23 protein-coding genes and 1 riboswitch are annotated in these 25,944 nt (G+C 72.5%); of the genes, 13 read left to right on the top strand and 10 right to left on the bottom strand.

Features of this window, described 5'->3' with window-relative positions:
- Positions 1-52: 52 nt before the first annotated feature.
- Both JOE38_RS11050 and JOE38_RS11055 read right to left on the bottom strand, forming a co-directional pair.
- On the bottom strand, positions 53-1,747 hold the full coding sequence (locus tag JOE38_RS11050; protein ID WP_204576319.1) for a ribonuclease J: 1,695 nt from the start codon (positions 1,745-1,747) through the stop codon (positions 53-55).
- A gap of 92 nt (positions 1,748-1,839) precedes the next feature.
- On the bottom strand, positions 1,840-2,895 hold the full coding sequence (locus JOE38_RS11055) for a LacI family DNA-binding transcriptional regulator (RefSeq protein WP_204576320.1): 1,056 nt from the start codon (positions 2,893-2,895) through the stop codon (positions 1,840-1,842).
- A 197-nt stretch (positions 2,896-3,092) separates the two neighbouring features.
- Between JOE38_RS11055 and JOE38_RS11060 the strand changes: the two genes are divergently transcribed.
- Positions 3,093-4,622 carry a SulP family inorganic anion transporter gene (locus JOE38_RS11060; protein ID WP_204576321.1) on the top strand — a complete coding sequence of 510 codons (1,530 nt, stop codon included), beginning with the start codon at positions 3,093-3,095 and terminating at the stop codon, positions 4,620-4,622.
- Positions 4,623-4,653: 31 nt separating this feature from the next.
- Here JOE38_RS11060 and JOE38_RS11065 read toward each other — a convergent pair whose 3' ends face one another.
- Complete coding sequence (locus JOE38_RS11065) at positions 4,654-5,046, bottom strand: MerR family transcriptional regulator (protein WP_204576322.1); 393 nt, start codon at positions 5,044-5,046, stop codon at positions 4,654-4,656.
- A 158-nt stretch (positions 5,047-5,204) separates the two neighbouring features.
- On the opposite strand from JOE38_RS11065, the gene JOE38_RS11070 reads away from it, so the two are divergent.
- Positions 5,205-6,734 (top strand): SulP family inorganic anion transporter, encoded by a 1,530-nt coding sequence (locus JOE38_RS11070; RefSeq protein WP_204576323.1) that lies wholly within the window; start codon positions 5,205-5,207, stop codon positions 6,732-6,734.
- Positions 6,735-6,793: 59 nt separating this feature from the next.
- Positions 6,794-6,867, top strand: a riboswitch (Fluoride riboswitch).
- A gap of 75 nt (positions 6,868-6,942) precedes the next feature.
- On the top strand, positions 6,943-8,367 hold the full coding sequence (gene glnA, locus JOE38_RS11075; RefSeq protein WP_204576324.1) for a type I glutamate--ammonia ligase: 1,425 nt from the start codon (positions 6,943-6,945) through the stop codon (positions 8,365-8,367).
- 94 nt (positions 8,368-8,461) lie between these two features.
- Here the strand turns inward: glnA and eno are convergent, their stop codons facing one another.
- The 3 genes from eno to JOE38_RS11090 all read right to left on the bottom strand — a co-directional run bounded on the left by eno (position 8,462) and on the right by JOE38_RS11090 (position 11,143).
- Positions 8,462-9,796 (bottom strand): phosphopyruvate hydratase, encoded by a 1,335-nt coding sequence (gene eno / locus JOE38_RS11080; protein ID WP_204576325.1) that lies wholly within the window; start codon positions 9,794-9,796, stop codon positions 8,462-8,464.
- Between the two features lie 64 nt (positions 9,797-9,860).
- Positions 9,861-10,346 carry an inorganic diphosphatase gene (locus JOE38_RS11085; protein WP_204576326.1) on the bottom strand — a complete coding sequence of 162 codons (486 nt, stop codon included), beginning with the start codon at positions 10,344-10,346 and terminating at the stop codon, positions 9,861-9,863.
- 53 nt (positions 10,347-10,399) lie between these two features.
- The gene (locus JOE38_RS11090; protein WP_204576327.1) at positions 10,400-11,143 is read right to left on the bottom strand and encodes a 2,3-bisphosphoglycerate-dependent phosphoglycerate mutase; all 744 of its coding nucleotides are present in this window, start codon (positions 11,141-11,143) and stop codon (positions 10,400-10,402) included.
- A gap of 413 nt (positions 11,144-11,556) precedes the next feature.
- On the opposite strand from JOE38_RS11090, the gene JOE38_RS11095 reads away from it, so the two are divergent.
- The gene (locus JOE38_RS11095; RefSeq protein WP_043582879.1) at positions 11,557-12,057 is read left to right on the top strand and encodes a hypothetical protein; all 501 of its coding nucleotides are present in this window, start codon (positions 11,557-11,559) and stop codon (positions 12,055-12,057) included.
- A gap of 33 nt (positions 12,058-12,090) precedes the next feature.
- Here the strand turns inward: JOE38_RS11095 and JOE38_RS11100 are convergent, their stop codons facing one another.
- Positions 12,091-12,942: a helix-turn-helix transcriptional regulator gene (locus tag JOE38_RS11100; RefSeq protein ID WP_204576328.1), complete on the bottom strand. Its 852-nt coding sequence runs from the start codon at positions 12,940-12,942 to the stop codon at positions 12,091-12,093.
- Between the two features lie 177 nt (positions 12,943-13,119).
- Between JOE38_RS11100 and JOE38_RS11105 the strand changes: the two genes are divergently transcribed.
- The gene (locus tag JOE38_RS11105; protein WP_204576329.1) at positions 13,120-14,499 is read left to right on the top strand and encodes an NAD-dependent succinate-semialdehyde dehydrogenase; all 1,380 of its coding nucleotides are present in this window, start codon (positions 13,120-13,122) and stop codon (positions 14,497-14,499) included.
- A 77-nt stretch (positions 14,500-14,576) separates the two neighbouring features.
- The gene (locus JOE38_RS11110; protein ID WP_204576330.1) at positions 14,577-14,930 is read left to right on the top strand and encodes a hypothetical protein; all 354 of its coding nucleotides are present in this window, start codon (positions 14,577-14,579) and stop codon (positions 14,928-14,930) included.
- A 33-nt stretch (positions 14,931-14,963) separates the two neighbouring features.
- On the opposite strand, the gene JOE38_RS11115 is transcribed toward JOE38_RS11110, so the two are convergent.
- Positions 14,964-16,304: a glycosyltransferase gene (locus JOE38_RS11115; RefSeq protein ID WP_204576331.1), complete on the bottom strand. Its 1,341-nt coding sequence runs from the start codon at positions 16,302-16,304 to the stop codon at positions 14,964-14,966.
- A 78-nt stretch (positions 16,305-16,382) separates the two neighbouring features.
- Positions 16,383-16,559: a hypothetical protein gene (locus JOE38_RS11120; protein WP_204576332.1), complete on the bottom strand. Its 177-nt coding sequence runs from the start codon at positions 16,557-16,559 to the stop codon at positions 16,383-16,385.
- 185 nt (positions 16,560-16,744) lie between these two features.
- Here JOE38_RS11120 and JOE38_RS11125 point away from each other — a divergent pair, with 185 nt between their 5' ends.
- The 4 genes from JOE38_RS11125 to JOE38_RS11140 are packed head-to-tail and all read left to right on the top strand — an operon-like array spanning position 16,745 to position 21,844.
- Complete coding sequence (locus JOE38_RS11125; protein WP_204577185.1) at positions 16,745-17,962, top strand: MalY/PatB family protein; 1,218 nt, start codon at positions 16,745-16,747, stop codon at positions 17,960-17,962.
- A complete protein-coding gene (locus tag JOE38_RS11130; RefSeq protein ID WP_204576333.1) occupies positions 17,959-19,146 on the top strand; it encodes a cobalamin-independent methionine synthase II family protein in 1,188 nt (395 codons plus the stop codon). The genes JOE38_RS11125 and JOE38_RS11130 overlap by 4 nt, the downstream gene beginning before the upstream one ends.
- Before the next feature lie 2 nt (positions 19,147-19,148).
- Positions 19,149-20,534 carry an O-acetylhomoserine aminocarboxypropyltransferase/cysteine synthase family protein gene (locus JOE38_RS11135; RefSeq protein WP_374191169.1) on the top strand — a complete coding sequence of 462 codons (1,386 nt, stop codon included), beginning with the start codon at positions 19,149-19,151 and terminating at the stop codon, positions 20,532-20,534.
- Positions 20,535-20,536: 2 nt separating this feature from the next.
- On the top strand, positions 20,537-21,844 hold the full coding sequence (locus JOE38_RS11140; RefSeq protein ID WP_204576334.1) for an LLM class flavin-dependent oxidoreductase: 1,308 nt from the start codon (positions 20,537-20,539) through the stop codon (positions 21,842-21,844).
- Between the two features lie 76 nt (positions 21,845-21,920).
- Here JOE38_RS11140 and JOE38_RS11145 read toward each other — a convergent pair whose 3' ends face one another.
- Complete coding sequence (locus JOE38_RS11145; protein WP_307838863.1) at positions 21,921-22,661, bottom strand: TetR/AcrR family transcriptional regulator; 741 nt, start codon at positions 22,659-22,661, stop codon at positions 21,921-21,923.
- Positions 22,662-22,742: 81 nt separating this feature from the next.
- Here JOE38_RS11145 and JOE38_RS11150 point away from each other — a divergent pair, with 81 nt between their 5' ends.
- The 3 genes from JOE38_RS11150 (at position 22,743) to JOE38_RS11160 (ending at position 25,889) form a co-directional block, all read left to right on the top strand.
- A complete protein-coding gene (locus tag JOE38_RS11150; protein ID WP_204576335.1) occupies positions 22,743-24,263 on the top strand; it encodes a DHA2 family efflux MFS transporter permease subunit in 1,521 nt (506 codons plus the stop codon).
- A gap of 119 nt (positions 24,264-24,382) precedes the next feature.
- Positions 24,383-24,688, top strand: a complete 306-nt coding sequence (locus JOE38_RS11155; protein ID WP_204576336.1) for a helix-turn-helix domain-containing protein — start codon at positions 24,383-24,385, stop codon at positions 24,686-24,688.
- Position 24,689: 1 nt separating this feature from the next.
- Positions 24,690-25,889 carry a type II toxin-antitoxin system HipA family toxin gene (locus JOE38_RS11160; RefSeq protein WP_204576338.1) on the top strand — a complete coding sequence of 400 codons (1,200 nt, stop codon included), beginning with the start codon at positions 24,690-24,692 and terminating at the stop codon, positions 25,887-25,889.
- Positions 25,890-25,944: the final 55 nt, after the last annotated feature.

A 25,944-nucleotide genomic window follows, 5' to 3' on the forward strand; every position in this document is an offset into this window, starting at 1 on the left:
CGCGTGCAGGCTCAGCCCGCACGCGCCCCTCGTCGCGTCTCCGCGGGTCGTGCTAGTCGGCGTCCACCACGATGACCGTGACCACCGGCGTGCGGCGGTGGCGGCGCTGGAGCCAGCGCTGCAGGCCGTCGCTCATGGCGCGCTCGGCGGCCACGCCGTCGAGGTGGCGCTTGGCGGCCGCGTTCTTCAGGGCGGTGCTGATGGCGGCCTCGGCCTCGGGGATCCAGCCGTCGTGCTCCACGAAGCCGCGCGTGATGAGCTCGGCCGGGTGGATGAGCTTCTGCTCCTTCTCGTCGAAGATGCCGAGCACGGTGATCTGCCCCTCGGCGGCGAGCGTGCGGCGCTCCTCGAGGGCCTCCTCGGTCGCGACGCCGATGGTCATGCCGTCGACGAACACGTAGGGCGCGGGGACGCGGCCGGAGATGGTGGCGCGGCCGTTGACGAGGTCGACGCTCACGCCGTCCTCGATGACGAGCGCGTTCTTCACGCCCGTGCTCTCGGCCAGGGCGGCGTTGGCGACGAGGTGGCGCCACTCGCCGTGCACGGGCAGCACGTTGCGGGGCTTGACGAGGTTGTAGCAGTACACGAGCTCGCCGGCGCTGGCGTGGCCGGAGACGTGCACCTTCGCGTTGCCCTTGTGCACGACGTCGGCGCCCCAGCGGATGAGGCCGTTGATCACGCCGTAGATGGCGTTCTCGTTGCCGGGGATGAGCGAGCTGGCCAGGAGGATCGTGTCGCCCTCGCCCACCTCGATGATGTGCTCGCGGCGCGCCATGCGGCTGAGCGCCGCCATCGGCTCGCCCTGCGACCCCGTGCAGATGAGCGTGACCTTGTCGTCCGGCAGCTTGTTCAGCGCCTTGAGGTCGATGACGAGGCCCTTGGGGATGCGCAGGTAGCCGAGGTCGGAGGCGATCTTCATGTTGCGGACCATCGAGCGGCCCACGAACGAGACCTTGCGGCCGTACTGCTCGGCGGAGTCGAGCACCTGCTGGATCCGGTGCACGTGGCTCGCGAAGCTGGAGACGACGATGCGCTTGGGCGCCGTGCGGAACACCTTCTCGATGGCGGGCGTGAGGTCCTTCTCGGCGGTCGTGAAGCCGGGGACCTCCGCGTTCGTCGAGTCGGTGAGGAAGAGGTCCACGCCCTCCTCGCCGAGGCGCGCGAACGCGCCGAGGTCGGTGAGGCGGCGGTCCATCGGGAACTGGTCCATCTTGAAGTCGCCCGTGTGCAGGACCATGCCGGCGCCCGTGCGGATCGCGACGGCGAGGCCGTCCGGGATGGAGTGGTTCACGGCCACGAACTCGAGGTCGAACTTGCCGGCGGCGATCCGGTCGCCCTCCTTCACCTGGCGGGTGACGGGCTTGATCTTGTGCTCCTCGAGCTTCGCGCTGATGAACGCGAGCGTGAGGCGGGATCCGATGACGGGGATGTCGGGCCGCTCCTGCAGGAGGTAGGGGACGCCGCCGATGTGGTCCTCGTGGCCGTGCGTGAGCACGATGCCCGTGATCTTGTCGAGGCGCCCGCGCAGGGTGCTGAAGTCGGGGAGGATCACGTTGATGCCGGGCTGGCTCTCCTCGGGGAAGAGCACGCCGCAGTCGACGATGAGCAGCTCGCCCTCGTACTCGAACAGCGTCATGTTGCGGCCGACGTCGCCGAGGCCGCCGAGGGGCGTGACGCGCAGGCCGCCGCGGGGCAGGCGCCCGGGCTTGGCGATGTCGAGGGCGTGGGCGTGGGACGTGGGAGGCATGGTGCCTTTCTGGTCAGGTCGTGCGGGTGATGCCGAGATGCGCGGGCTGTGCTCGCGCGGTTCGTGCGTGGAGACGGTGCCTCCGGTGATGTTCAGGGGGCCGCCGGTGAGGGCGGGTGGTGCCGCACCGAGTCGCGGACGACGAGGGCGCACGCGACGCGCGTCGCGCTGGTGCCGTCTCGCGCCCGGTCGAACAGGGATCGGCCGAGGGCGGCGAGGTCCAGTCTCACGGTGGTGAGCGGCGGCGCGCAGTGCGCGGACATGCCCGAGTCTCCCATGCCCACGACGCTGATGCCGTCAGGCGCGGCTTCCCCGGCGTCGCGGGCGGCGTGCAGGGCGCCCACCGCGGTGGCGTCGCTGGCCGCGAGGACGGCCGTGACGGCGCACCGGGAGAGGAGCCGTCGCGTCGCTTCGTAGCCGGTGCGCTCGGACCAGCTGCCCTCCGCGATCGCGAAGACCGGCAGGCCGGCGGCGCGCATGGCGTCCCGCCAGCCGGCGGCGCGACGGCGGGCCGTCCCGGAGCACGCGGGCCCGGCGACGTGGCCGACGCGCGTGTGGCCGGCCGCGAGCAGGTGCTCGGTGGCGATGCGGGCGGCGGTGCGCTGCGGGTCGGCCGCGGGATCCGCGGGGGCGTCGTCCGCGTGCACGAGCGGGGTGCCGGGGGCGACGAGCTCCGCGGCGGCGCGCGACCACGGGGAGCTGCCGATGACGACGATCACGCCCGGCCGCTCGACGGCGAGGTCGGCGAACGCGCGCTCGACGTCGTCCCGTCGCTCGCCCTCGGATCCCGCGACGACCGTCCGCACGCCCGCGGCCGACGCCGCGCTCCGGAGCGCATCCCGGATGGCCGCGTTCTCGGAGGCGGGCCGGCCGAGGGTGACGATGCCGATGGACTCCCGCCCGCCCGTGGCGAGGGCGCGCGCCGCCTGGTCGGGGCGGTAGCCGAGCTCCTGGATCACGGCCGCCACCCGGGCGCGCGTCTCGGGTCGCACCGCGGCGCTGCCGTTCACCACCCGGGAGACGGTCTGCTTCGAGACGCCCGCGAGGGCCGCGACGTCGGCGAGGGAGGGGCGGCGGAGCGTCGTCCGGGTCGTCGTCCGGGTCGCCGCGGCCGGCGCGGTGGATGCGGTCGGCCCCTCGGTCCCCACGGTCGTCCGCCCTCCTCCGGGTCCCGACGTGACGGCAACCCTTCCCTTACGTTAGGGTAGCGTGCAGGAGCCCCGCTCCGATCCCCTTCCCCCGCTGCCCCCGGCCACGCCGCCGCGGCCGCCCTCGATCCGCGCGCCGACGCGCCCCAGCCCTCATCAGAGCGGGCGCGACGCCCGCGACAGAACGGAGCCCCTCCATGCCCTCTCGCACCGCGACCCTCACGCCCGTCCGCCACCGACCACCCGCGGGGCCCACCGTGCTGCAGGCGCTGAAGGACCCGCGCATGCTCAGCCGCGAGGTGCTGGCCGGCCTCGTGGTCGCGCTCGCGCTCATCCCGGAGGCGATCTCGTTCTCGATCATCGCGGGCGTGGATCCGCGCGTCGGCCTGTTCTCGTCGTTCGTGATGGCCGTCTCGATCGCGTTCCTCGGCGGGCGCCCCGCCATGATCACCGCGGCGACCGGCGCCATCGCGCTCGTCATCGCGCCGGTCGCGCGCGACCACGGCCTCGACTACTTCATCGCCACCGTGATCCTCGCGGGCGTCTTCCAGGTGCTCTTCGCGGTGATCGGCGTGGCCAAGCTCATGCGCTTCATCCCGCGCTCGGTGATGGTCGGCTTCGTCAACGCGCTCGCGATCCTCATCTTCACGTCGCAGCTCCCGCAGTTGATCGGCGTGCCGTGGGCGGTCTACCCGCTCGTCGCGGTGGGCCTCCTCATCATCGTCCTGCTGCCGCGGGTGACGAAGGTCGTGCCGGCGCCGCTCGTCGCGATCGTGCTGCTCACCGCGGCCGTCCTCGTGATGGGCATCGACGTGCCGCGGGTCGGCGACGAGGGCGAGCTGCCGCGCAGCCTGCCGTCGCTGTTCCTGCCGGACGTGCCGCTCACGTTCGAGACGTTCCAGATCATCGCGCCGTACGCGGCCGCGATGGCCGTGGTCGGGATCCTCGAGTCGCTGATGACCGCCAAGCTCGTCGACGACATCACCGACTCCCCGAGCCACAAGACCCGCGAGGCCTGGGGCCAGGGCGCCGCGAACGTGCTCTCCGGCTTCTTCGGCGGCATGGGCGGCTGCGCCATGATCGGCCAGACCCTCATCAACGTGAAGGCCTCCGGCGCCCGCACGCGCATCTCGACCTTCCTCGCCGGGATCTTCGTGCTCGTCCTCGTGGTCGGGCTCGGCGACGTGGTGGCCGTCATCCCGATGGCCGCCCTGGTCGCGGTGATGGTCATCGTCTCGGTCGGCACCTTCGACTGGCACAGCATCCGGCCGTCGACCCTCAGGCGCATGCCGGTGGGGGAGACCGCGGTCATGGTGCTCACCGTCGTCATCGTGGTCGCCACCCACAACCTCGCCATCGGCGTGGTCGCGGGAGTCGTGGTCGCGATGATCGTCTTCGCCCGCCGGGTCGCCCACTTCGCCACCGTCGACCGCCGCATCAGCACCGACCCCGCAGGCACCGAGACGGCGCACTACGAGGTCGACGGCGAGCTGTTCTTCGCCTCGAGCAACGACCTCACCACCCAGTTCGACTACAAGGGCGACCCCGACCGCGTGCTCATCGACATGAGCGGGTCGCACGTCTGGGACGCCTCCACCGTCGCGGCCTTGGACGCGATCACCACGAAGTACCACCAGCACGGCAAGGAGGTCGAGATCGTGGGCATGAACGCCGCATCCACCGCGATGCACGCCCGCCTCGCCGGCAACCTCGGCTCCGGCCACTGACCGGATCCGCACCCGCGGACGCGCCCGCGGCTCAGCGCCGGCGGAGCATCCCGAGGAACTCGTCCGCCTGCGCGAGCTGGTCGACCAGCTTGGCGCGGCGGCGCTCCGCCTCGGCGATGAACGCGGCCAGCGCGTCGCGGAGATCCGCCCGCGCGGCGGCCGGGGCGTCCGCGTCCGCGAGCCCCTCGACCACGCGGAGGAGCTCCTGCATCTCCTCGAGCGAGAAGCCGAGCGGCTTCATCCGCCGGATGAGCAGGAGCGTGTCGAGGTCCGCCTGCGTGTAGAGGCGGAAGCCGCCCTCCGTGCGTCCCGACGCGGGGAGGAGCCCGGTCTCGTCGTAGTGGCGGATCGTGCGGTGGGACAGGCCCGTGCGCTCGGCGAGCTCGCCGATGTGCATGGTGATGGCGCTCTCCGACGCGGTCATGGGCCGTCCTCCCGGTCGCTGCGACCCTACCCTCACGTCAGGATAGGGTGTCCTGTGCGGCCTGACGGCCGACGCCATCCTCCCAGCCAGCCGCACCGGGACGCGCCCCACGAGGGTGCCCGGGCCAGGCCCCCTCCTCTTCCTCCCTCGGAGTCGACATGACCGCCACGCCCGCGCCCGCCGTCCGCACGCCCGCGGTCCGCCACCCCAGCCCGACCGTCCTCGAGGCGCTGCGGAGCCCGCGTCTCCTCAGCCGCGAGGTGCTCGCCGGCCTCGTCGTGGCGCTCGCGCTCATCCCGGAGGCGATCTCGTTCTCGATCATCGCGGGCGTGGATCCGCGCGTCGGCCTGTTCTCGTCGTTCGTGATGGCCGTCGCCATCGCGTTCCTCGGCGGCCGGCCCGCCATGATCACGGCGGCCACGGGCGCCGTCGCCCTCGTCGTCGCGCCGGTCGTGCGCGACCACGGCCTCGACTACCTCATCGCCACGGTGATCCTCGGGGGCCTGCTGCAGATCGTCCTCGGCCTCCTCGGGGTCGCGAAGCTCATGCGCTTCATCCCGCGCAGCGTCATGGTCGGGTTCGTCAACGCGCTCGCGATCCTCATCTTCTCGGCGCAGATCCCGAACCTCGTGGGCGTGCCGTGGCTCGTCTACCCGCTGGTGGCCGTCGGCATCGCGATCATCGTGGTGATGCCGCGGATCACGAAGGTCGTCCCGGCGCCGCTCGTCGCGATCGTCGTGGTCACCGTCGCGGTGGTCGTCACCGCGCTCGCCGTGCCGACCGTGGGCGACGAGGGCGCCCTGCCCGACAGCCTGCCGACCCTCTTCATCCCGGACGTGCCGCTCACCTTCGACACCCTGCGGATCATCGCGCCGTACGCGCTGGCCCTCGCGCTCGTCGGGATCCTCGAGTCGCTCATGACGGCGAAGCTCGTCGACGACATCACCGACACCCCCTCGCGCAAGACGCGCGAGACGCTCGGCCAGGGCGGCGCCAACATCCTCTCGGGCCTGTTCGGCGGCATGGGCGGCTGCGCGATGATCGGCCAGACGATGATCAACGTGAAGGCCTCCGGCGCCCGCACCCGCATCTCCACGTTCCTCGCGGGCGTGTTCCTGCTGATCCTGGTGGTGGGCCTCGGGGACATCGTGGCGATCATCCCGATGGCCGCGCTCGTGGCCGTGATGATCATGGTCTCGGTCGGCACGTTCGACTGGCACAGCATCCGGCCGTCGACGCTGCGCCGCATGCCGGTCGGCGAGACGCTCGTGATGGTGCTGACGGTGATCGTCGTGGTCCTCACCGACAACCTCGCGATCGGCGTCATCATCGGCGTGATCGCCGCGATGATCGTCTTCGCCCGCCGCGTCGCCCACTTCGCCACGGTCGAGCGCACGGAGCGCACCGACGAGGACGGCGCCCCGATCGCGCACTACGCCGTGATCGGCGAGCTGTTCTTCGCCTCCAGCAACGACCTCACGACGCAGTTCGACTACGCGGGCGACCCGGAGCGCGTGGTCATCGACATGACCGGATCCCACGTGTGGGACGCCTCGACCGTCGCGGCGCTCGACGCCATCACGTACAAGTACGAGCGGCACGGCAAGCGCGCCGTCATCAGCGGGATGAACGACTCGTCCGCCGCCATGCACGGCCGCCTCGCGGGGGAGCTCGGCGCCGGGCACTGATCGGTCCCCGCGGTCGCGCTCGGCACGACGCACACGGTCGTGTCGGCATGGGCGGCTACACTCGCGGCGGCGATGGATCCCGCCCGAACGTCCCGTTCGAACCGCACCGCTTGCTGATGGTTCCTACCCCACCCGTATAGGTGGTCGTTCGCGGTGCCATCGGTCCCTGTCAGCGATCACCTGCGCATCGAAGCAGAGAGTAGACAGAGTGTTCACTGACACCAGCCAGGTCCTCGAATTCATCACGGACACCGACGTGAAGTTCCTCGACGTCCGGTTCACCGACCTCCCCGGGGTGCAGCAGCACCTCACGATCCCGGCATCGACGGTCGACGACGCGTTCTTCGCGGAGGGGATCGCCTTCGACGGCTCCTCCATCCGTGGTTTCGCGAGCATCCATGAGTCGGACATGCAGCTGATCCCGGACGTGACGACGGCGTACATCGACCCGTTCCGCATCGAGCGGACGTTGATCATGGTCTTCGACATCTACAACCCGCGCAATGGCGAGATCTACGCGCGTGATCCGCGTCAGGTGGCGAAGAAGGCGGAGAAGTTCCTCGCGGCGTCCGGGATCGCGGACACGGCGTTCTTCGCGCCGGAGGCGGAGTTCTACATCTTCGATGACGTCCGGTACGAGGTGAACCAGCACACGAGCTTCTACTCGGTGGATTCCGAGGAGGGTGCGTGGAACTCGGGTCGTGAGGAGGAGGGCGGCAACCTCGGGAACAAGACCCCGTACAAGGGCGGGTACTTCCCCGTGAGCCCGGTCGACAAGCAGGCCGATCTCCGTGATGACATCAGCCTGAAGCTGATCGATGCGGGTCTGATCCTGGAGCGTGCGCACCATGAGGTGGGTACCGGTGGGCAGGCGGAGATCAACTACCGGTTCGACACGATGGTGCACGCGGCGGATGACATCCTGAAGTTCAAGTACATCGTGAAGAACACGGCCGAGCAGTGGGGCAAGACGGCGACGTTCATGCCGAAGCCGCTGTTCGGGGACAACGGGTCGGGGATGCACACGCACCAGTCGCTGTGGAACGACGGGAAGCCGTTGTTCTACGACGAGGCCGGCTACGGCGGTCTGTCGGATGTCGCGCGGTGGTACATCGGCGGGATCCTCAAGCACGCGCCCGCGATCCTGGCGTTCACGAACCCGACGGTGAACTCGTACCACCGTCTCGTGCCGGGCTTCGAGGCGCCCGTCAACCTGGTGTATTCGGCGGGGAACCGGTCGGCGTCGATCCGGATCCCGATCACGGGCACGAACCCGAAGGCGAAGCGGATCGAGTTCCGGGCGCCGGATGCGTCGAGCAACCCGTATCTCGCGTTCGCGGCGCAGCTGATGGCCGGGATCGATGGGATCAAGAACCGCATCGAGCCGCACGAGCCGGTCGACAAGGACCTGTACGAGCTGCCGCCCGAGGAGGCGAAGGGCATCCCGCAGGTCCCCGCGTCGCTCGGTGCGGCGTTGGAGGCGCTCGAGGCGGACCATGAGTTCCTCACCGCGGGGAACGTGTTCACGCCGGATCTGATCGAGACGTGGATCGAGTACAAGCGCGAGATGGAGATCAAGCCCCTCGCGCAGCGCCCGCACCCGTTCGAGTTCGAGCTGTACTACGGCGTCTGATCGCCACCACGCCCCCGCGGCGTGATGCACGGGCCGTCCTCCACCAGGAGGGCGGCCCGTGCGTCGTTCCCGGGCGCCGCCGCCTCGCGTCGCGTCAGGACAGCCCGTACGGCAGGCCGGGGGAGGTCTCCTCGATCTCGGTGAGCCGGTCGTACTTCGCCACCCGCTCGCCGCGCGCCGGGGCGCCCGACTTGATCTGCCCGGTCCCCGTGCCCACCGCCATGTCGGCGATGAAGGCGTCGATCGTCTCGCCCGAGCGGTGCGAGACCATGCAGCGCATGCCCGCCGCGCGCGCCGCGTGGATCGCGTCGAACGTCTGGGAGACGGTGCCGATCTGGTTGGGCTTGATGAGGGCGGCGTTGGACAGCCCGTCGTACGCGCCGTCGCGGATGCGCGCGGGGTCGGTCACGTACAGGTCGTCGCCGACGATCTGGATCCGGTCGCCGAGCGCGGTCTGCATCGCCGCCCAGCCGCCGTGGTCGTCCTCGGAGAAGCCGTCCTCGATGCTGCGGACCGGGTACGCCTCGACCAGGCCGCGGTAGTAGCCCACCAGGCCGTCCCGGTCGAGGGTCCGGTCGGCGACCCGGTACGTGCCGCCGTCGAGCGCGAACTCGTTCGCCGCCGGGTCGAGCGCGATCGCGACCTGGTCGGCGCCGGGCTCGTACCCGGCCGCGCGGATGGCCGCGACGAGAAGGTCGAGCGCCTGCTCGGGCGAGGAGATCGCGGGCGCGAACCCGCCCTCGTCGCCGAGGCCGACCGACCCGAACCGCTCCCGCACGAGGGCGGCGAGGTGGTGGTACACGTCGGATCCGATGCGCACCGCGTCCGCCATGCTCCGGGCCGCGACGGGCGCGACCATGAACTCCTGGAAGTCGAGGTCGTTGGACGCGTGCGCGCCGCCGTTGAGCACGTTGAAGTGCGGCACGGGGAGGCGCGGGGTGCTGTCGGTGACGTCGGCGATCCACCGCCACAGCGGGGATCCCGCCGCGGACGCGAGGGCCCGGGCCATGGCGATGGAGGTGGCGACGACGCCGTTGGCGCCGAGGCGTCCGTAGCCGGGGGTGCCGTCGAGCCGGGCGAGCGCCTGGTCCACCTGCGTGATGGAGGTCCAGCACCGCGCCGTGAGCATCGGCGCGATCTCCGTGCGGACGAGATCCAGCGCCTGCGACACGTCGCGGCCGAGGTACGCGTCGCCGCCGTCGCGGAGCTCGCGGGCCTCGTGCGCGCCCGTGGACGCGCCCGCCGGGGCGTCGCCCGTGACGACGGTGCCGTCGAGGAGGGTGAGGTGGACCCGGACGGTGGGGTGGCCGCGCGAGTCGAGGATGCGGCTGGCACGGACCCCGGAGAGCGCGACCGGGTGCAGGGAGCGGGTCACGTACTCGCCCGGCCGCCGCGCGTCGTGGTGGGTGGTGCTGATGTAGTCGTTCATGGCTGGTCCTCCGGATGGTCGTTCGGGGTGATCGTGGGGTGGTGGTCGGCGGCTCGGCCGACGCTCAGCGCGGGTCGGCGCCGCGGCGCTGGGCGGCGGCGATGACGGCCTCCGCCTCCGCGCGCGACGCCCAGCCGGAGGTCGTCACGTGCTTCCCGTGCTCGATCTCCTTGTAGTGGGCGAAGAAGTGCGCGATCTCGTCGAGGGTCCAGGCGGGCACGTCGCCGACGTCCTGCATGTGCGCGAACCGCGGATCCCCCGCCGGCACGGTCAGGACCTTGTCGTCGCCGCCGTTCTCGTCGACCATGCGGAGCATGCCCACGGGACGGACCTCGATCACGACGCCGGGGAACGTGGGCCGCGGGAGCAGCACGAGGGCGTCGAGCGGGTCGCCGTCGTCGCCGAGGGTGCCGTCGATGCTCCCGTAGTCCTGGGGGAACACCATGCTGGTGAACACGGCGCGGTCGAGGCGGATGCGGCCGGTGGCGTGATCCACCTCGTACTTGTTGCCGCTGCCGCGCGGGATCTCGATGGTGATGTCGAACTGCATGTCGGGTCCTTCCGATGCGGGTGGGTGCGAGCCGGGTGCGGGGATCGGGCGGCTCATGCGGCGCCGTCCGTCGTGAGGGCGTCCGCCACGCCCTGGCTCGCCGGGTCGAGGTGCGCGCCGCCGCGCGGGAACGGCCGGCCGTCGGCGTCCAGCCGGTGGAGCACGGGCTGCGCGGCCGGGAGCTCGAGCCGCGCGAGCTCGGGCTCGGTGAGGTGGTCGATGCACAGGGCGAGCGCCCGGAGCGAGTCGCCGTGCCCGACCACGAGCACCGTCCGACCGCGCCGCAGCTCGGGCGCGATGCGGTCGTCGAGCACCGGCCGCACGCGGTGCACCACGTCCCCGAGCGACTCGGCGCGCGTGATCGCCGCCATCGGCAGGCCGCGGAGCGCCGGGCTCGCCCACAGCGCCACCCAGCTGCCGACGGGCATGCGGGGAGGGCGCGCGTCGAGGGATCCCCGCAGCGCGTCGACCCGGTCGTCGCCGAGCTCGCGACGGACGTCGTCCTGCCGCCGCCCGGTGAGCGCGCCGTGGTCGCGCTCGTTGAGCCGCCACAGCGCGTGCGTCGGCACGTCCCGGCCGAGCGCATCCGTGACGAGCTCGGCGGTGTGCGTCGCCCGCTGCAGCGTCGACGTGAGGACGAGGTCGGGCGCGATGCCCGCCCGGGCGAGCCGTGCGCCCGCGCGGGAGGCCTCGGCGGCGCCGGACGCCGTCAGCGGCACGTCGCGCAGGCCGGCGAACCGGCCCGCCGTGTCGCCGGCGCTCTGCCCGTGGCGCAGCAGGACGAGCAGGCCCGTCATGACGACGTCGCGGGGATCCGGGAAGGGTGGGGCATCGTGGTCCTCCTATCTCAGTGGGTGCGCGAGCACCGCTTCTGGATAGGGACCGTTGTCGACGGATGTCGAGGTTGGTTCCGGCAAGCCCCACTGCCGGGAATGACGATGCAGCCAGTATGCACCCGCGGATCCCGGGCACCGGTCGAGCACCGTGGATGCACAGCAGCTGCCCGGCCGGTCCCGCCCCGGCCCCGATACACCCGCCGACGCCGGGTGCTGCCGGACGTTGGACGACCGACCAACGAGCGCCTCGGACGCGTGCGGTCCGGCCTCTCCTGCCGCAGTCTCTTCCTCGTCAGCAACACCGACTCGTCAGCACCACCGACTCGTCGACACGACAGATCAATCCGACCCCCTATACGGAAGAGGACGAAATCATGAGCAAGCTGAAGTCGAAGACCACGAAGACCATCGCCGCGGCCACCCTGAGCGGAGCCCTGATCGCCGGGCTCAGCGGATTCGCCGCGGCCCCCGCCCAGGCGGCTGAGCCGGCGCCCGCCGCGTCCAGCGAGGTGAACAGCCCCATCACGGGCAGCGTCAACCTCGATCCCGTCGCCATCATCGCCGCGGTCAGCGCCGCGGTGAACGACCAGGGCGACCGCAACGGCGCCGTGCTCGCCGCGCTCGACGTGGGCTACTACAACGCGGGCAACCCCGACCGCCTCACCGTCGCGGTCGTCAACAAGAACCAGCCCATCGACGTCACCGGCGCGATCGTCGATGCGCAGCCCATCGACATCAAGGGCGGCAGCTACGTCATCTACTGGTTCGACGGACCCGGTCGCGTCACCAACAACGGCGACGGCGGCTTCCTGAACTGGGGCGTGCTCGGCAACCAGGTGAAGACGGACAACGTCATCAGCATCAACGGCGGCTGATCCCCTCGAGAGCGCTGCACCGCGACCGCCCCGTCATCCTCCTGAGATGGCGGGGCGGTCGTCCGTCGTGCCCGTGATGGCCCGGGGTCGCCGCACGCGCCGCGACCGGATCACGCCGCGCACGAACGCGACCGACACCAGCGCCGTGCGGTTCGGCGCGTTCCAGCTGCGCATCAGCCGGCCGAGGTGCCACGCGACGGCCTGTCTGCTGTAGGAGGTGGCGCGCGCGATCTCGTCGTTCGACATGCCGTACGCGGTGAGCGCGAGCATCCGCTCCTCCACGTCGTCGAGGTCGGGGGCGCGGGCCACGAGGTCGAGCTCGGGCTCCGGCTCGGGTTCCGCCGCCGGATCCGCGACGGCGGACCCGGGCACGGTCACGACGACGGGCACGGCGGCCGGCACCGCGGGCCGCGCGGCGTCCTCCGCGCGGTGCTGCGCCCACGCCTCCACCCAGCAGGTGCCGAGCTCGTGCGCCACGTGCGATGCCCGGGCCATCGCGACGATCAGCATCCCGTTCCGCTCCGCGACGGCCGCCTGCATCACGAGGGCGAAGACGCGCAGCGCGGGCAGCGCACCGCGGAGCGCGACGGAGAGGTCGACGTCCGGCTCGGCGGCGCTGCGCCGGGCGACGCCCCGCAGGTCCTCGAGGCAGGCCGCGGGGAGCGGGCGCCCGTGCTCGACGGACGAGAGCGCGGATCCCAGCACCAGCGGCACGATCTCCGCGTACCGGAGCCGCAGCCAGTCGCGTCCGGCGGGCCGCACCTCGTCGAGCGGGCACTGCAGCAGCAGCGCGTGGAACTCGTCGACGCGGGCGTCGAGCCGGAGCCCCAGCGGTTGTCCCGGGCGCAGGGCCCTCGCGTGCTCGGCACCCCGGACGTCGCTCATCGGATCCCCCCCCAGGAATGCGCGCGAGGCGACGACGATGCGTCCTCCCCCGATCACGAACGTCCCACAGTCCGCGCCCCGGCTCAAGGGCACGGACGTGAACGGGGCTCGCGCCGACCCGCTCGATATCGTGGGCCCACCCGCGTGACCCGCGCGGCAGCACGAGGAGGAGCCCCCATGAGCAGCTACGCCGTCACCGATCCGACCACCGGCGAGACCGTCGCCGAGCATCCGGAGATCACCGACCAGGAGCTGCAGGAGGCGATCGCCGCCGCCGAGGGCGCGTACCGCGGCTGGTCGCGTCGCACCACGATCGCCCAGCGCGCCGCGCTCGTCGCGCGCGTCGCCGAGCTGCACGTGGAGCGCCGGGACGAGCTCGCCCGGATCATCGTGCGCGAGATGGGCAAGCCGCTCGACCAGGCGCTCGGCGAGGTCGACTTCGCCGCCGACATCTACGCCTACTACGCCCGGAATGCCGAGGAGTTCCTCGCCGACGAGGCCATCGAGCTCGCCGACGGCACCGGATCCGCGTTCGTGCGCCGCTCGGGCCTCGGCGTGCTGCTGGGGATCATGCCGTGGAACTTCCCCTACTACCAGGTGGCCCGGTTCGCGGCGCCGGCCATCGTCACGGGCAACGCGATCCTGCTCAAGCACGCGCCGCAGTGCCCCGAGTCGGCCGCGGCGATCCAGCGCATGTACCGCGACGCGGCCGCCGAGCTCGGCGCCGACCCGGGCGTCTACGTGAGCGTGCTCGCGACGAACGCGCAGATCGAGGGCGTGATCGCCGACCCGCGCGTGCAGGGCGTCTCCGTCACGGGATCCGAGCGCGCGGGCGCCGCCGTCGCGGAGATCGCCGGCCGGCACCTCAAGAAGGTCGTGCTCGAGCTCGGCGGATCCGACCCCTTCATCCTCCTGTCGACCGACGACCTCGAAGCCGCCGTCACCGATGCCGTGAACGCGCGCCTCGACAACAACGGCCAGTCCTGCAACGGCGCCAAGCGCTTCCTCGTGATCGACCACCTCTACGACGAGTTCGCCGCCCGCTTCACGGCGGAGCTCACAGCGGCGCAGCCCGCGGATCCGATGGCCGACGGCACCCTGCTCGGCCCGCTCTCCTCGCGCGCCGCGACCCAGCGCCTCACGGAGCAGCTGGCCCGCGCCGTGGATCAGGGCGCCACCGTGCTCGCGAGCGGCGAGCCCGTCGGCAACCTCTTCCCGCCGGCCGTGCTCGCCGACGTGACGCCCGAGATGGACGCCTACCGCGAGGAGTTCTTCGGCCCGGTCGCCGCGCTCTACCGCGTGCGCTCGGAGGAGGAGGCGGTCGCGCTCGCGAACGACACCCCGTTCGGCCTCGGCTCGTACGTCTACACGACGGATCCGGAGCAGGCCATGCGGGTCGCCGACGGCATCGACGCGGGCATGGTCTGGGTCAACCTCGTGCTCGGCGACGCCGCCGAGCTGCCCTTCGGCGGGGTCAAGCGCTCGGGCTCGGGTCGCGAGCTCGGTCGCCACGCGGTCGACGAGTTCGCGAACCGGAAGCTGATCCGCATCGCGTGACGGCTGGCGCTGCCGGGCGGGCCGCGAGGGGGGCGCGCAGCCGTCCGTGAGGCGCGGCCCGCGAATACCCTGCACCCATGACGGATCCGCACGACACCGCCCTCCGCCCGCGATCCCGCGCCTGGCGACTCGGCTGGCTCAGCCTCATCGGGCCCGTGGGCGTCGTCGCGTCGATCGCGGCCGCGTACGGGGGCCTCCAGCCGCAGCTCCTGATCGGGGTGTTCCCGTTCTCGGCGGCGTCGATCGTCACGTTCGTGATCGGGATCGTGGGCGTCCGGAGGGGGATCGCGGATGCGCGGCGGCACCCGGCGGAGCGGCCGCGCCTCATCGGGGGCGGCATCGCGGTGGCCTCCCTCGGGCTGCTCGCCTCCGCGGTCGTCGTGCTCGTGATCGGCGGGATCCTCTTCGCGCTCTCGCAGTACCGCCCGTGATGACCAGCGGGCTGGCCGCCGGGCCCCGCCCGCTCAGGCGCCGTGCGTCGCCGACGGACCCCGGCGCACGGACACGGCGGCGGCCAGCCCCTCGGCGATGACGTCCACCGGATCCGGGAGGGCGCAGATCACGCGGGCGAGCTCCCGGCTCCGCGCGCGGTAGGACGGCGTGGTCAGGACGTCGCGCACGGCACGCCGGATGGCCCGCGGCCGTGGGGTGCCCGTCCGCAGGTCCTTCCCGCACCCGGCCCAGGCGACGCGGGCCGCGACCTCGGGCTTGTCCTCCGTGGATCCCGCGACCACCAGCGGGAGCCCGTGCGCGAGCGCCCGCTGCACGCCGCCGAATCCGCCGTTCGTCACGACCGCGTCGCAGAGCGGCAGGAGCAGGTCGTGGGGGACGAACACCGCCACGCGCGCGTTGGCGGGGAGGGGGCCGCCGAACGCGCGCTCCAGCTCCTCGACCGGGCGCCCGCCCGTGGTCGCGACGACGAGCACGTCCTCGTCCGCGAGGGCGCGGAGCGTCGGGGCGATGAGCCGTCCGGGATCCGCGTTGTCGATGGTGCCCTGGGTCACGTGCACGACCGGGCGGCCGTCCTGCAGGTCGGACCACCAGTCGGGAAGCGATGCGTCGTGCGTGCTGCCCATCGCATCCCGCAGGGGGCCCACGAAGCGCACCGTGTCGGGCAGCTCGCGGCGCGGGTACTCGAGGTCGGCGACGCTCAGCTGGAAGAGGCCGTCGAAGCAGAGGTACGCGAAGTCGAAGGTGTCCGTCCGGGCGGGCGGCGCGCCGATCTCGGCCAGCACGACGTCGACCGCCTGACGGAGCGGGCGCGTGAGACCCGGGCGGATGGCCGCCGTCAGCGCCCGGTCCCTGAGGTGGCCGAGCGGGCCGCGGCCGGGCGGGAGGGCCGCGCCGAACGGCGCCGCGTCGACGCTCGTGAGCGTCACGGGCGTGGTCGCCAGCCCCAGGACGGGGAGGCGGTCGGCGCGCGGCAGGGCCACATAGGGCGCGATCCCGGTGAATGCCGCCTCGGCGAGCACCGCGTCGAAGCGGCCCCGTTCCAGGAGCTCGCGGAGCGCGCGGTGCTGGCCCGGGATCACCCGCACGAACATGGCGATCATCCCCTTCCGGATCGCGGCGACGCCGCGCGCGGCGTTGGCCTCGCCGAGCAGGCCGTCGAGCTGGGCGTCGTCGAAGTCGACGTCCGCGGGCAGCGCGGCGAAGGCGAGCCCGGCGTCGGTGACCAGCCCGCGGTACTTCGCGCCCGTGAGCAGCGTGACGTCGGCGCCGCGGGAGACGAGGCCCCGGCCGACGGCGACGAGCGGCGTCACGTGGCCGTAGATGGGCGGCGCGCAGAGGAGATAGGAGGGCATGGCGGGGCTTCCGTTCGAAGGCGATGCGGGCCGGTCGGCGGCGCGTCGCCGGGGCGGGGAGGTGAGCGGGATCGCGTCTCAGGTGCAGGCGGCGAGGACGGGCTCGGGCTCGAGCGGATCCGCGAGCAGGAGCCGATGCAGCCCGACCGTCCCCGACACGAGGGACGTGCAGACGACGAGGGCGGCCACGCAGCCTGCTCCGAGGGCGGTGACCGCGCAGACGAGGGGCAGCCGGCGGTGCAGGGGACGACGCATGCGGGGACTCCTCGATCGGGTGCGCGGGGAGCCCGCGGTCAGGTGGTGCACGGTAGCGAGCGGTCCCTGGAGGTCAGCGGATCTGTCCACACGGAGCGCACCGCGACGTGACCGGGAGGCCGCGCGTGTCGCCGTGTGACGCGCGCGCTCGCGGCCGCGGCACCGTGGGCGTCACCATGGCCGCCATGGTGGAGGTCACGACGGCGCCGATCGAGCAGATCCGCGGCCAGCGCACGAGCATCAAGTGGACGCGGTTCCCCGCGGACGTGCTGCCCCTGTTCGTGGCCGAGATGGACTTCGCGATCGCCGAGCCCGTCGTCGAGGAGCTGGTGCGGCGCGTGCGCGCGTCCGACGTCGGCTACCTCGACGGGCCCGGGCCGCTCGCGCCCGCCTTCGCCCGGTTCGCCCGCGAGCGGTGGGGCTGGATCGTCGACGAGTCCCGCGTGCGCATCGCCACCGACGTGAGCGTCGGCATCGTCGAGACCCTGCGGCTCGCGGTGCCGCGCGGCGGCCGCGTGGTCGTCACGCCGCCCGTGTACCCGCCGTTCTTCGAGCTGGTGGAGGAGGCGGGCGCGCGCGTCGAGGAGGTGCCGCTCCTGGTGGCCGACGGCCGCGCCTCCCTCGACCTCGCGGGGCTCGAGCGCGCGTTCGCGTCGGGGGTCGACGCGTTCCTCCTCTGCAACCCGCACAACCCGATGGGGCTCGTGCACGACGCGGTGACCCTCGCGGCCGTCGCGCGTCTCGCCGCCCGCCACGACGTGCTCGTGATCAGCGACGAGGTGCACGCGCCGCTCACGCTGCCGGGCGCGACCTTCACGCCGTTCGCGCCGCTGGCCGAGTCGCTCGGCGCGAGCTCGGTGTGCGTCACCTCGGCGAGCAAGGGCTGGAACCTCGCGGGCGCCAAGTGCTCGCTCGTCATCGCGGGGGATCCGCGCACCCACGCCCTCCTCGCCGGCCTCGTCGAGGAGGTGGCGTGTCGCACGAGCATCCTCGGGCTGCACGCGAACGTCGTCGCGTTCTCCTGTACCGACTGGCTCGACGATGCCATCGCCCGAATCGTCGCGAACGACCGCCTCCTCGCCTCCCTCCTCGCCGAGCACCTGCCCGGCGTCGTCCACCACCGCCCCGCCGCCGGCTACCTCGCCTGGCTCGACCTCCGCCCGCTCGGCCTCGGCGCCGATCCCGCCGCGGTGCTGCTCGAGCGGGCTCGAGTCGCCCTCAACGCCGGCCACCGCTACGGCACCGGGGGCGCCGGCCACGCGCGCCTCAACCTCGCCTGCGATCCCGACGTGCTGCGGGAGGCCGTGCGGCGGATCGCGGCCGCCGTCGGATCCGCCGCATCCACCCGCACCCCCGCCCGCGTCCCGACCCGCGCCGTCACCCACCGAGGAGCACCCGCATGACCGACCGCATCCTGACCACGCACGCCGGCAGCCTCCCGCGCACGCCCGAGCTGACCCGCCTGCTCGTCGCCCGCGACCAGCGGCGCGCGTTCGACGTGGACGAGCTCGCCGAGGTCACCGCCTCCGCCGTCGCCGACACCGTGCGCCGGCAGCTCGAGACCGGCCTCGACATCGTCAACGACGGCGAGGTGCCGCGCGTCGGCTTCTCGACCTACGTGCTCGAGCGCATCGACGGGTTCGGCGGAGCCGGTCACCGGAAGCCCACGCTCGACTCGATCAAGTTCCCCGAGTACGCCGCGTTCCAGGCGAAGCAGATCGTGGAGGGGGCGGACGTGGCGCGAGTCTGGGATCCGCCGGTCGCCCAGGGCCTCCTCGAGTACGACCCCGCGCTCGCCGGGATCACGGAGGACCTCGACGGTTTCGACCGCGAGCTCGCCGTGCAGGCCGGACGCGGCCTCGCGCCCGTCGGCACGTTCTTCTCCGCGGCGACCCCGGGGATCGTCTCGACGACCCTGCTGCTCGACGCCGCGAACCCGCACTACGGCGACGACCGCGCCTACGTCTTCGCGCTCGCCGACCAGCTCAAGCTCGAGTACGACGCCATCGTCGCGCGCGGCCACACGCTCCAGCTCGACGCGCCCGACCTCGCGATGGAGCGGGTGATCCAGTTCGGCGACGCCACCCTCGAGGAGTTCCTGGCGGCGGTCGACCTGCACGTGGACGCGCTGAACCACGCGATCCGCGACATCCCGCGGGAGAAGGTGCGCCTCCACGTGTGCTGGGGCAACTGGCAGGGCCCGCACCAGGACGACGTGCCCGTCGACGTGCTCCTCCCGCACCTGTACCGGGCCAACGTGGGCGCGTTCAGCATCCCGCTCGGCAACCCCGCGCACCAGCACGAGGCGCCGTCGTTCCGCGCGCACCCGCTGCCCGAGGGCGCGGTGCTCATCCCGGGCGTGGTGGACGTGACCACCAACTACCTGGAGCACCCGCAGGTGATCGCCAACCGGATCCTCGAGGTCATCGACGCCGTGGGCGACCCGACCCGCGTGATCGCCGGCACCGACTGCGGCCTCTCGACCTTCGCGAGCTACGAGTTCGTCGCCACCGACGTGGCGTGGGCGAAGCTCGGCGCGCTCGTCGAGGGCGCGGCCATCGCCTCGCGTCGGGCGTTCGGCGAGTGAGCGTGCTCGACGGGATCCGCGCCGCCGCGCCTGTCGACGGAGCCCGGGCCGACACCGCCCCGACCGACACCGCCCCGACCGACACCGCCCCGACCGCCGCCGGCTTCACCACGCGCCAGGTCCACGCCGGATCCGCGATCGACGGCGACCACGGCGCCCGCGTCTCGCCCGTGCACCTCAGCGCCGGCTTCGTCTTCGACAGCTTCGCCGAGGCCCGCGACCGCTTCGCCGGGGTCGACGAGGGCTACCTCTACACGCGCAACGGCAACCCGACCACCGACGAGGTCGAGAAGCGCCTCGCCGAGCTCGAGGGCGGCACCGAGGCGATCCTCCTCGCGAGCGGCCAGGCGGCGACCACGACGGCGCTGCTCTCGATCCTCCAGGCCGGCGACCGGATCCTCTCCTCGAGCAGCATCTACGAGGGCAACCGCGGCCTCTTCCGCCAGAACCTCGGCCGGCTCGGCATCGGCGTCGACTTCGTGGACGACCACCGCGACCTCGACGAGTGGGAGCGCCGGATCACCCCGGAGACGCGCGTGCTGTTCGGCGAGCCCATCCCGAACCCCAAGAACGACCTGCTCGACCTCGCCGGCATCGCCTACGTCGCGCACCGCCACGGCCTGCCGTTCGTGGTCGACGACACGCTCGCGACCCCGTACCTGCTGCGGCCGATCGAGCACGGCGCCGACGTCGTCGTGCACTCGACGAGCAAGTTCCTCGCGGGCCACGGCTCGGTGCTCGGCGGCGTGGTGGTGGACGGCGGATCCTTCGACTGGGCCGCCCGGCCCGACCTCTTCCCGCACCTCAACCAGCCCGAGCGCTCGTTCGGCGGCGCGAGCTGGGCCGACCGCTTCGGCCGTGGCGCGCTCGCCGCGTACGCCCGCGAGATCGTGGCCTCCCGCTTCGGCCCGACGCCCGCGCCCTTCAGCTCGTTCCTGCTGCGGCAGGGGATCGAGACGCTGTCGCTGCGGGTCGAGCGCCACTCCGCCAACGCGCTCGCGGTGGCGCGCTTCCTCGAGCGGCGGCCCGAGGTGTCGTCGGTCGACTACGCGGGGCTCGAGTCGAGCCCGTCGCACGACCTGGCGCTCAAGTACCTGCCCGACGGCCAGGGATCCGTGTTCTCGTTCACGCTCGCGGGCGGCGAGCCAGCAGCCGAGGCGTTCACCGACGCGGTGCGGCTGTTCAGCCGCATGACGCACCTCGGCGACGTGCGCTCGCTCGTGCTGCACCCGGCGTCCACCACGCACGCCGGCCGCACGCCCGAGGAGCGCGACGCCGCGGGGATCTGGCCGGGCCTCCTGCGCGTGTCCATCGGCATCGAGGACATCGCCGACATCCTCCGGGACCTCGAGCGCGGCCTCGATGCCGCGCGCGCGATCGGATCCTGACGGTGGCCCGCCGCCAGCACCTCGGCTGGTTCCTCTCCCGCGGCTTCGGCCCGCAGGGCTGGGGCCACCCGTACCGCGAGTGGAACCACGACTGGACCCGGCCCGACCTCTACCAGCAGTCCGCGCGCGAGCTGGAGCAGGCCGGTTTCGAGCTCGTCGTGATGGAGGACGCCGTCTCCCTCGGCTCGCCCGAGACGCTCGACCTCCGGGTGCGCGGCGCGTACGGCGGCCCCAAGCACGACCCGCTGCTGCTCGCGCCGTGGCTCTTCGCCGCGACCTCGCGCATCGGACTCGTGCCGACCATCAACGCCGGGATCACGCCGCCGTACCTCGCGGCCCGGCAGGCGCAGACGCTGCAGCACATGAGCGCGGGCCGGTTCGGGATCAACCTCGTCACCGACGTCGGCAGCGCCCGGCACGTGGGCCTCGAACCGCTCTCGCACGACGGCGCGTACGACCGCGCCGACGAGTGGATGGAGGTGGTCCGCCGCCTCTGGCACAGCTGGGACGGCGGCGCGCTCGTCGAGGATGCGGCCACCGACCGCTTCGCCGACGGATCCCTGCTCGACGCGTTCCAGCACCGCGGCGCCCACTTCTCCGTCGACGGGCCGCTCAACGCCGTGCCCTCCGCGTTCGGCGACCCCGTGATCGTCTCGCCCGGCGGATCCCCGCGCGGCCTCTCCTTCGCCGGCACGCAGTCCGACGTGCAGCTCGGCCTCGCCCCGCTGGAGCCCGCGAAGCTGCTGGCGTACCGCGCGAAGGTGCTCGACGCGGCGGCCGCCCACGGCCGCGGGCCCGGCGACATCCGGATCCTCTTCGTCGTGAAGCCCGAGATCGTGGCGAGCGCGGAGGAGGCCCGCCGGGTCGTGGATGCGTCGCGCCACCCGACCGACGCGCAGCTGCGGGCGATCGCGCTCGGCTGGTCGAGCGACCTGGAGACCGATCTCACGGGCCTCGACCTCGACCGCCCGGTGGACCGCGGCGTCTTCGGCGAGCACGTCTCGCACGGCACCATCGCGGGCCTCTACGGCGGCACCGAGGACGCGCCCCTCCGCGAGCTGCTCACCCGCAAGGCGCGCAAGGGCCTCGTGTCCGAGCGCACCGGGTTCGTCGGCACGGCCGAGGCGTTCGCCGACTTCGTCGAGGAGCTGGGCGACGACGCCGACAACGACGGCCTGCTCCTCTCGGGCGACCTGCACCCGGTCACGCTCCACCGCATGCTCGACGACCTCGTGCCCGTGCTCCGCCGCCGCGGGATCCTCCGCGACGAGCTCACGCCGGGCGGGCTGCGGGCGAACCTGTTCGGGTGAGGCGCGACAAGCGCGCTCCGAGCCGGTCGGCATCACCTCTGACGCGCTCAGAGTTGATCTGCGCGCCCGTCGCGTCTCAGGCCGCGCCGGTCCCCGCGATCTCGCGCAGCCGCCGGCGGACCGCGGCGTAGGACGCGACGAGGGTCGCGTCGAGGCCGGCCGTGCGCGCATCCGCCCACTCGTCGAAGGCCGCGCGCACCGCGACGCCCGCGAACTCGGTCACGAGCCGGGCCTCCTGGGCGGTGATGCGGCCGCCGAACGCCGTCGTCATCCGCTCGGCCAGCTCCCACGAGCGCGTCGCGTCGAGGGAGACCGCCGTCGACCGCAGCTGCGGCTCGGCGGCCATGAGCCGGCGCACGCGCAGCTGCTGGTGGGCGATGGCGGAGAGGTCGCCGTCGAGGGTCGCGAGCACGCGCTCGTAGACCGCCTCGAGCTGGGGGAGGGGTGCGGATCCACGGTCGACGTCGGCCAGCCACGCGTCGAGCGGCGCGTCGAACACGGGGTGGAGCGTGAGGACCGACTCCTCCTTGCTCGGGAAGTAGCGGAAGCACGTGCGGTCGGAGACGCCCGCGGCCTGCGCGATGTCGTGGATGGTGGTGGCCGCCATGCCGCGCTGCTCGAACAGCGCGAGCGCCGCCTCGCTGATCTCGGTGGTCGTCGCCATGCGCCGCCGCTCGCGGAGGCCGGTCGTGCCGGCCGCCGGGAGGCTCGCGCCTGCGCTCTCGCCGTCCGCCGTCTCGCTCACCGTGCTCATGCCCTCGTCCGCCCTCCGCGGATCCGACCTGCCGGATCCGTCGTTCGTGTCATAGACTGCCACATGGTCCGAGTCTGACATCTGGATCGTCCCCCGCTCCGCAGCGTCGCGTGCGCCCCGCCATCCACTCCCCGGAGACACCCCATGACCACGCCGCCTTCCGCCGACACCCGGCGCGAGACACTCCCCACCGCGAGCCGCGCCGCCTCCGACCGCGCCGTCGCCCCCGAGGACGAGCGCCTCCCACAGGGCGCCCCGCTCGTCATCGGCCTGCTCGTGGTCGCCGCGTTCGTCGTCATCCTCAACGAGACGATCATGAGCGTGGCGCTGCCGAGCCTCATGGCCGACCTCGACATCACGACCGCCACCGCGCAGTGGCTCACCACCGGCTTCATGCTGACGATGGCCGTCGTGATCCCCGCGACCGGCTTCATCCTGCAGCGCTTCTCCACGCGCCAGGTGTTCGGCGCCGCCATGACGCTGTTCTCCCTCGGCACGCTCGTCGCCGCGATCGCGCCCGGCTTCGGCGTGCTGCTCCTCGGCCGCATCGTGCAGGCCAGCGGCACGGCGATCATGATGCCGCTGCTGTTCACGACCGTCCTCAACCTCGTGCCCGCCGCGCGCCGCGGCCGCCTCATGGGCGTCATCTCCATCGTCATCGCAGTCGCCCCGGCGATCGGCCCGACGGTCTCTGGCCTCATCCTCAGCTCGCTGTCCTGGCGCTGGATGTTCTGGATCGTGCTGCCCATCGCGCTCATCGCGCTCGCGCTCGGCCTCTGGAAGATCACGAACCTCACGACGCCGCGGAAGCTGCCGTTCGACATCCTCTCCGTCGTGCTCTCGACGCTCGCGTTCGGCGGCCTGATCTTCGGCCTCTCCAGCCTGGGCGAGTCCGCCGAGGGCGACGCGCCGCTGCCGCTCTGGATCCCCATCACGGTCGGCGTGCTCGCGCTCGCCGCGTTCATCACCCGCCAGATCGCGCTGCAGCGCGAGGACCGCGCCCTCATGGACCTGCGCACCTTCCGCAGCCGTCCGTTCGTGGTCGCGATCATCATGGTGAGCGTCAGCATGATGGCGCTGTTCGGCAGCCTCATCGTCCTGCCGCTCTACCTGCAGAACGTGCTGGAGCTCGGCACGCTCGAGACCGGCCTGCTGCTGCTCCCCGGCGGCGCGCTGATGGCGATCCTGTCGCCCATCGTCGGCCGGCTCTTCGACCGCGTCGGGCCGCGCCCGCTCGTGATCCCCGGCGCCATCGTCGTGAGCATCGCCCTCTGGGGCATGACCACGATGCTGCACGAGGGCACGTCGATCGGCTGGGTCATCGCGGTGCACCTGGTGCTCAACGCCGGCCTCGCGTTCATGTTCACGCCGCTGCTGACCTCGGCGCTCGGATCCCTGCCGCCGCGCCTCTACTCGCACGGCAGCGCGACCGTCTCGACGATGCAGCAGCTCGCGGGCGCGGCGGGCACGGCGCTGTTCGTCACGGTGCTCACGACCACGACGGTCGCGGGCCTCGCCGACGGGCAGTCGGAGGTGACGGCCACCGCGGCCGGCGTGCAGGCGGCCTTCATGATCGGCGGGTTCATCTCGCTCGCCGCCATCGTCGCGTCGTTCTTCGTGCGTCGCCCGGCCGAGCCCGTCCCCGAGGGCGTCGCGGCGCACTAGCGGCCAGGCTCCGGCGTGGGCCGCCGCCCGCGGCCCGCGGCGGATGGACGCATCGCAGCATCCATCCTGCGTGATGCAAAGCGCTTCTGCTTATGGCGTGCTTGATCTAAGTTGATGGCATGCCGCCCACGCCTCCTCCTGTCTCGCGAGCGATGCGCACCGTCGGGCGCAACCTCGCCACGCAACGGAAGCTGCTGGGTCTGACGGCGAAGATGGTCGCGGAGCGCGCCGGGACGACGCCGCAGACCATCAGCAAGCTCGAGAACGGCCAAGGGACCAGCCTCGAGATCACGCTCCGGGTCCTGCGCGTCCTGGGACTCATGGACGCCGTCGTCGTCGCCACCGATCCGTTCGAGACCGAGCGAGGCCGACTGATGGCCGATGAGAAGCTGCCGGAACGGGTCCGGGTGAGCAAGCGTGGCTGACGTGTACGAGGTCACCACGGTGCTCGGCCGCGAAGAGGTGCGCGCGGGCCGGATCTACCGCACGAGGACCTCCGGGTCGTTCGAGTACGACTCGGACTACCTGCGGCGAAGGGACGCATTCGCGCTGTCGCCCGCCCTGGGTCTGTTCCCCGGTGCCCAGGCGCTCTCTCCCATCAACCCCTTCAGCGACTCGGCGCCGGACACCTGGGGTCGGAAGGTGCAGAACCGCGCAGCCGGCCGCGCCCTCGATGAGCTCACGCTGATGTTCGGCGTCAATGACGAGGGGCGACAGGGGGCGACCCGCTTCTGGGAGGGCGGTGTCGCGATGGCGCCAGGCGCCGGGGTCCCCGTGGAAGCAGACCTGTCCCAGATCATCCATGTCGCCGACCAGATCGAGCGTGGCGCGACGGAGATCGACGACGCCGCGGTCCGGCGCCTCTTCCGAGCGACCGGCTCGCTGGGTGGTGCCCGTCCCAAGGCGAACGTGAGGATCGGCGCCGACCTGTGGCTGGCGAAGTTCCCCAAGCCCATCGGCGACGAATGGGACGTGATGGCGTGGGAAGCGGCGACGCTCGACGTGATGGGCGAGGTGGGCATCGACGTGCCGCAGCACATCACGAAGACGATCACGGTGGAGGGGACTCGACGCACCGTGCTGTTCCTGAGGCGCTTCGACCGCACCGCCGACGGCGTCCGAGTCCCGTACATCTCGGCGATGACCGCTCTCGAGGCGACGGATGGCGACGGAGGGGACTGGGTCGACCTGGTCGACTTCGCTCGATCGGCCGGCGCCGACACGACCGAGCTGTGGCGGAGGTCCGTCTTCGGTGCGCTCATCGGGAACCTCGACGACCATCTGCGCAATCACGGCTTCCTCCGTGAGGGGACAGCCTGGGCCCTCGCTCCCGCGTTCGACGTGAACCCGGAGCCGCTCGGCAACGGTGACTCGCACCAGTTGGCGCTCCTCGGCGATCGCGAGACGAGCCTCGATTCCTTCACCGCCGTGGACGCGCTCGACCTGTTCGGTGTCCGTCCGTCACCCGCACGCGATCTCCTCGAGCGGCTGCGGTCGGCGCTGCCGCGGCTTCCGCGACGAGCTGCCGCCCATGGCGCGGACGCTCTCACGATCGAGACGATGCGTTCCCGAGTCGATGCCGCGGTCGCGGCCGTGGATCAGGGCCTCGAGAAGTCGGGCCGATGACGCTGTCCCCTCTTGCGGCTAATTGTGTTAGCTTCTAGCTAAGACGATTAGCTGC

The organism is Clavibacter michiganensis (genome assembly GCF_016907085.1).
Lineage (GTDB): Bacteria > Actinomycetota > Actinomycetes > Actinomycetales > Microbacteriaceae > Clavibacter > Clavibacter michiganensis_O.

What these genes read in the sequence shown, in the direction of transcription:
- JOE38_RS11050 (WP_204576319.1), bottom strand. Translation starts at nt 1,747, where the DNA reads ATGCCTCCCACGTCCCACGCCCACGCCCTCGACATCGCCAAGCCCGGG.
- JOE38_RS11060 (WP_204576321.1), top strand. Translation starts at nt 3,093, where the DNA reads ATGCCCTCTCGCACCGCGACCCTCACGCCCGTCCGCCACCGACCACCC.
- JOE38_RS11065 (WP_204576322.1), bottom strand. Translation starts at nt 5,046, where the DNA reads ATGACCGCGTCGGAGAGCGCCATCACCATGCACATCGGCGAGCTCGCC.
- JOE38_RS11070 (WP_204576323.1), top strand. Translation starts at nt 5,205, where the DNA reads ATGACCGCCACGCCCGCGCCCGCCGTCCGCACGCCCGCGGTCCGCCAC.
- eno (WP_204576325.1), bottom strand. Translation starts at nt 9,796, where the DNA reads ATGAACGACTACATCAGCACCACCCACCACGACGCGCGGCGGCCGGGC.
- JOE38_RS11085 (WP_204576326.1), bottom strand. Translation starts at nt 10,346, where the DNA reads ATGCAGTTCGACATCACCATCGAGATCCCGCGCGGCAGCGGCAACAAG.
- JOE38_RS11090 (WP_204576327.1), bottom strand. Translation starts at nt 11,143, where the DNA reads ATGACGGGCCTGCTCGTCCTGCTGCGCCACGGGCAGAGCGCCGGCGAC.
- JOE38_RS11095 (WP_043582879.1), top strand. Translation starts at nt 11,557, where the DNA reads ATGAGCAAGCTGAAGTCGAAGACCACGAAGACCATCGCCGCGGCCACC.
- JOE38_RS11100 (WP_204576328.1), bottom strand. Translation starts at nt 12,942, where the DNA reads ATGAGCGACGTCCGGGGTGCCGAGCACGCGAGGGCCCTGCGCCCGGGA.
- JOE38_RS11105 (WP_204576329.1), top strand. Translation starts at nt 13,120, where the DNA reads ATGAGCAGCTACGCCGTCACCGATCCGACCACCGGCGAGACCGTCGCC.
- JOE38_RS11110 (WP_204576330.1), top strand. Translation starts at nt 14,577, where the DNA reads ATGACGGATCCGCACGACACCGCCCTCCGCCCGCGATCCCGCGCCTGG.
- JOE38_RS11115 (WP_204576331.1), bottom strand. Translation starts at nt 16,304, where the DNA reads ATGCCCTCCTATCTCCTCTGCGCGCCGCCCATCTACGGCCACGTGACG.
- JOE38_RS11120 (WP_204576332.1), bottom strand. Translation starts at nt 16,559, where the DNA reads ATGCGTCGTCCCCTGCACCGCCGGCTGCCCCTCGTCTGCGCGGTCACC.
- JOE38_RS11125 (WP_204577185.1), top strand. Translation starts at nt 16,745, where the DNA reads ATGGTGGAGGTCACGACGGCGCCGATCGAGCAGATCCGCGGCCAGCGC.
- JOE38_RS11130 (WP_204576333.1), top strand. Translation starts at nt 17,959, where the DNA reads ATGACCGACCGCATCCTGACCACGCACGCCGGCAGCCTCCCGCGCACG.
- JOE38_RS11150 (WP_204576335.1), top strand. Translation starts at nt 22,743, where the DNA reads ATGACCACGCCGCCTTCCGCCGACACCCGGCGCGAGACACTCCCCACC.
- JOE38_RS11155 (WP_204576336.1), top strand. Translation starts at nt 24,383, where the DNA reads ATGCCGCCCACGCCTCCTCCTGTCTCGCGAGCGATGCGCACCGTCGGG.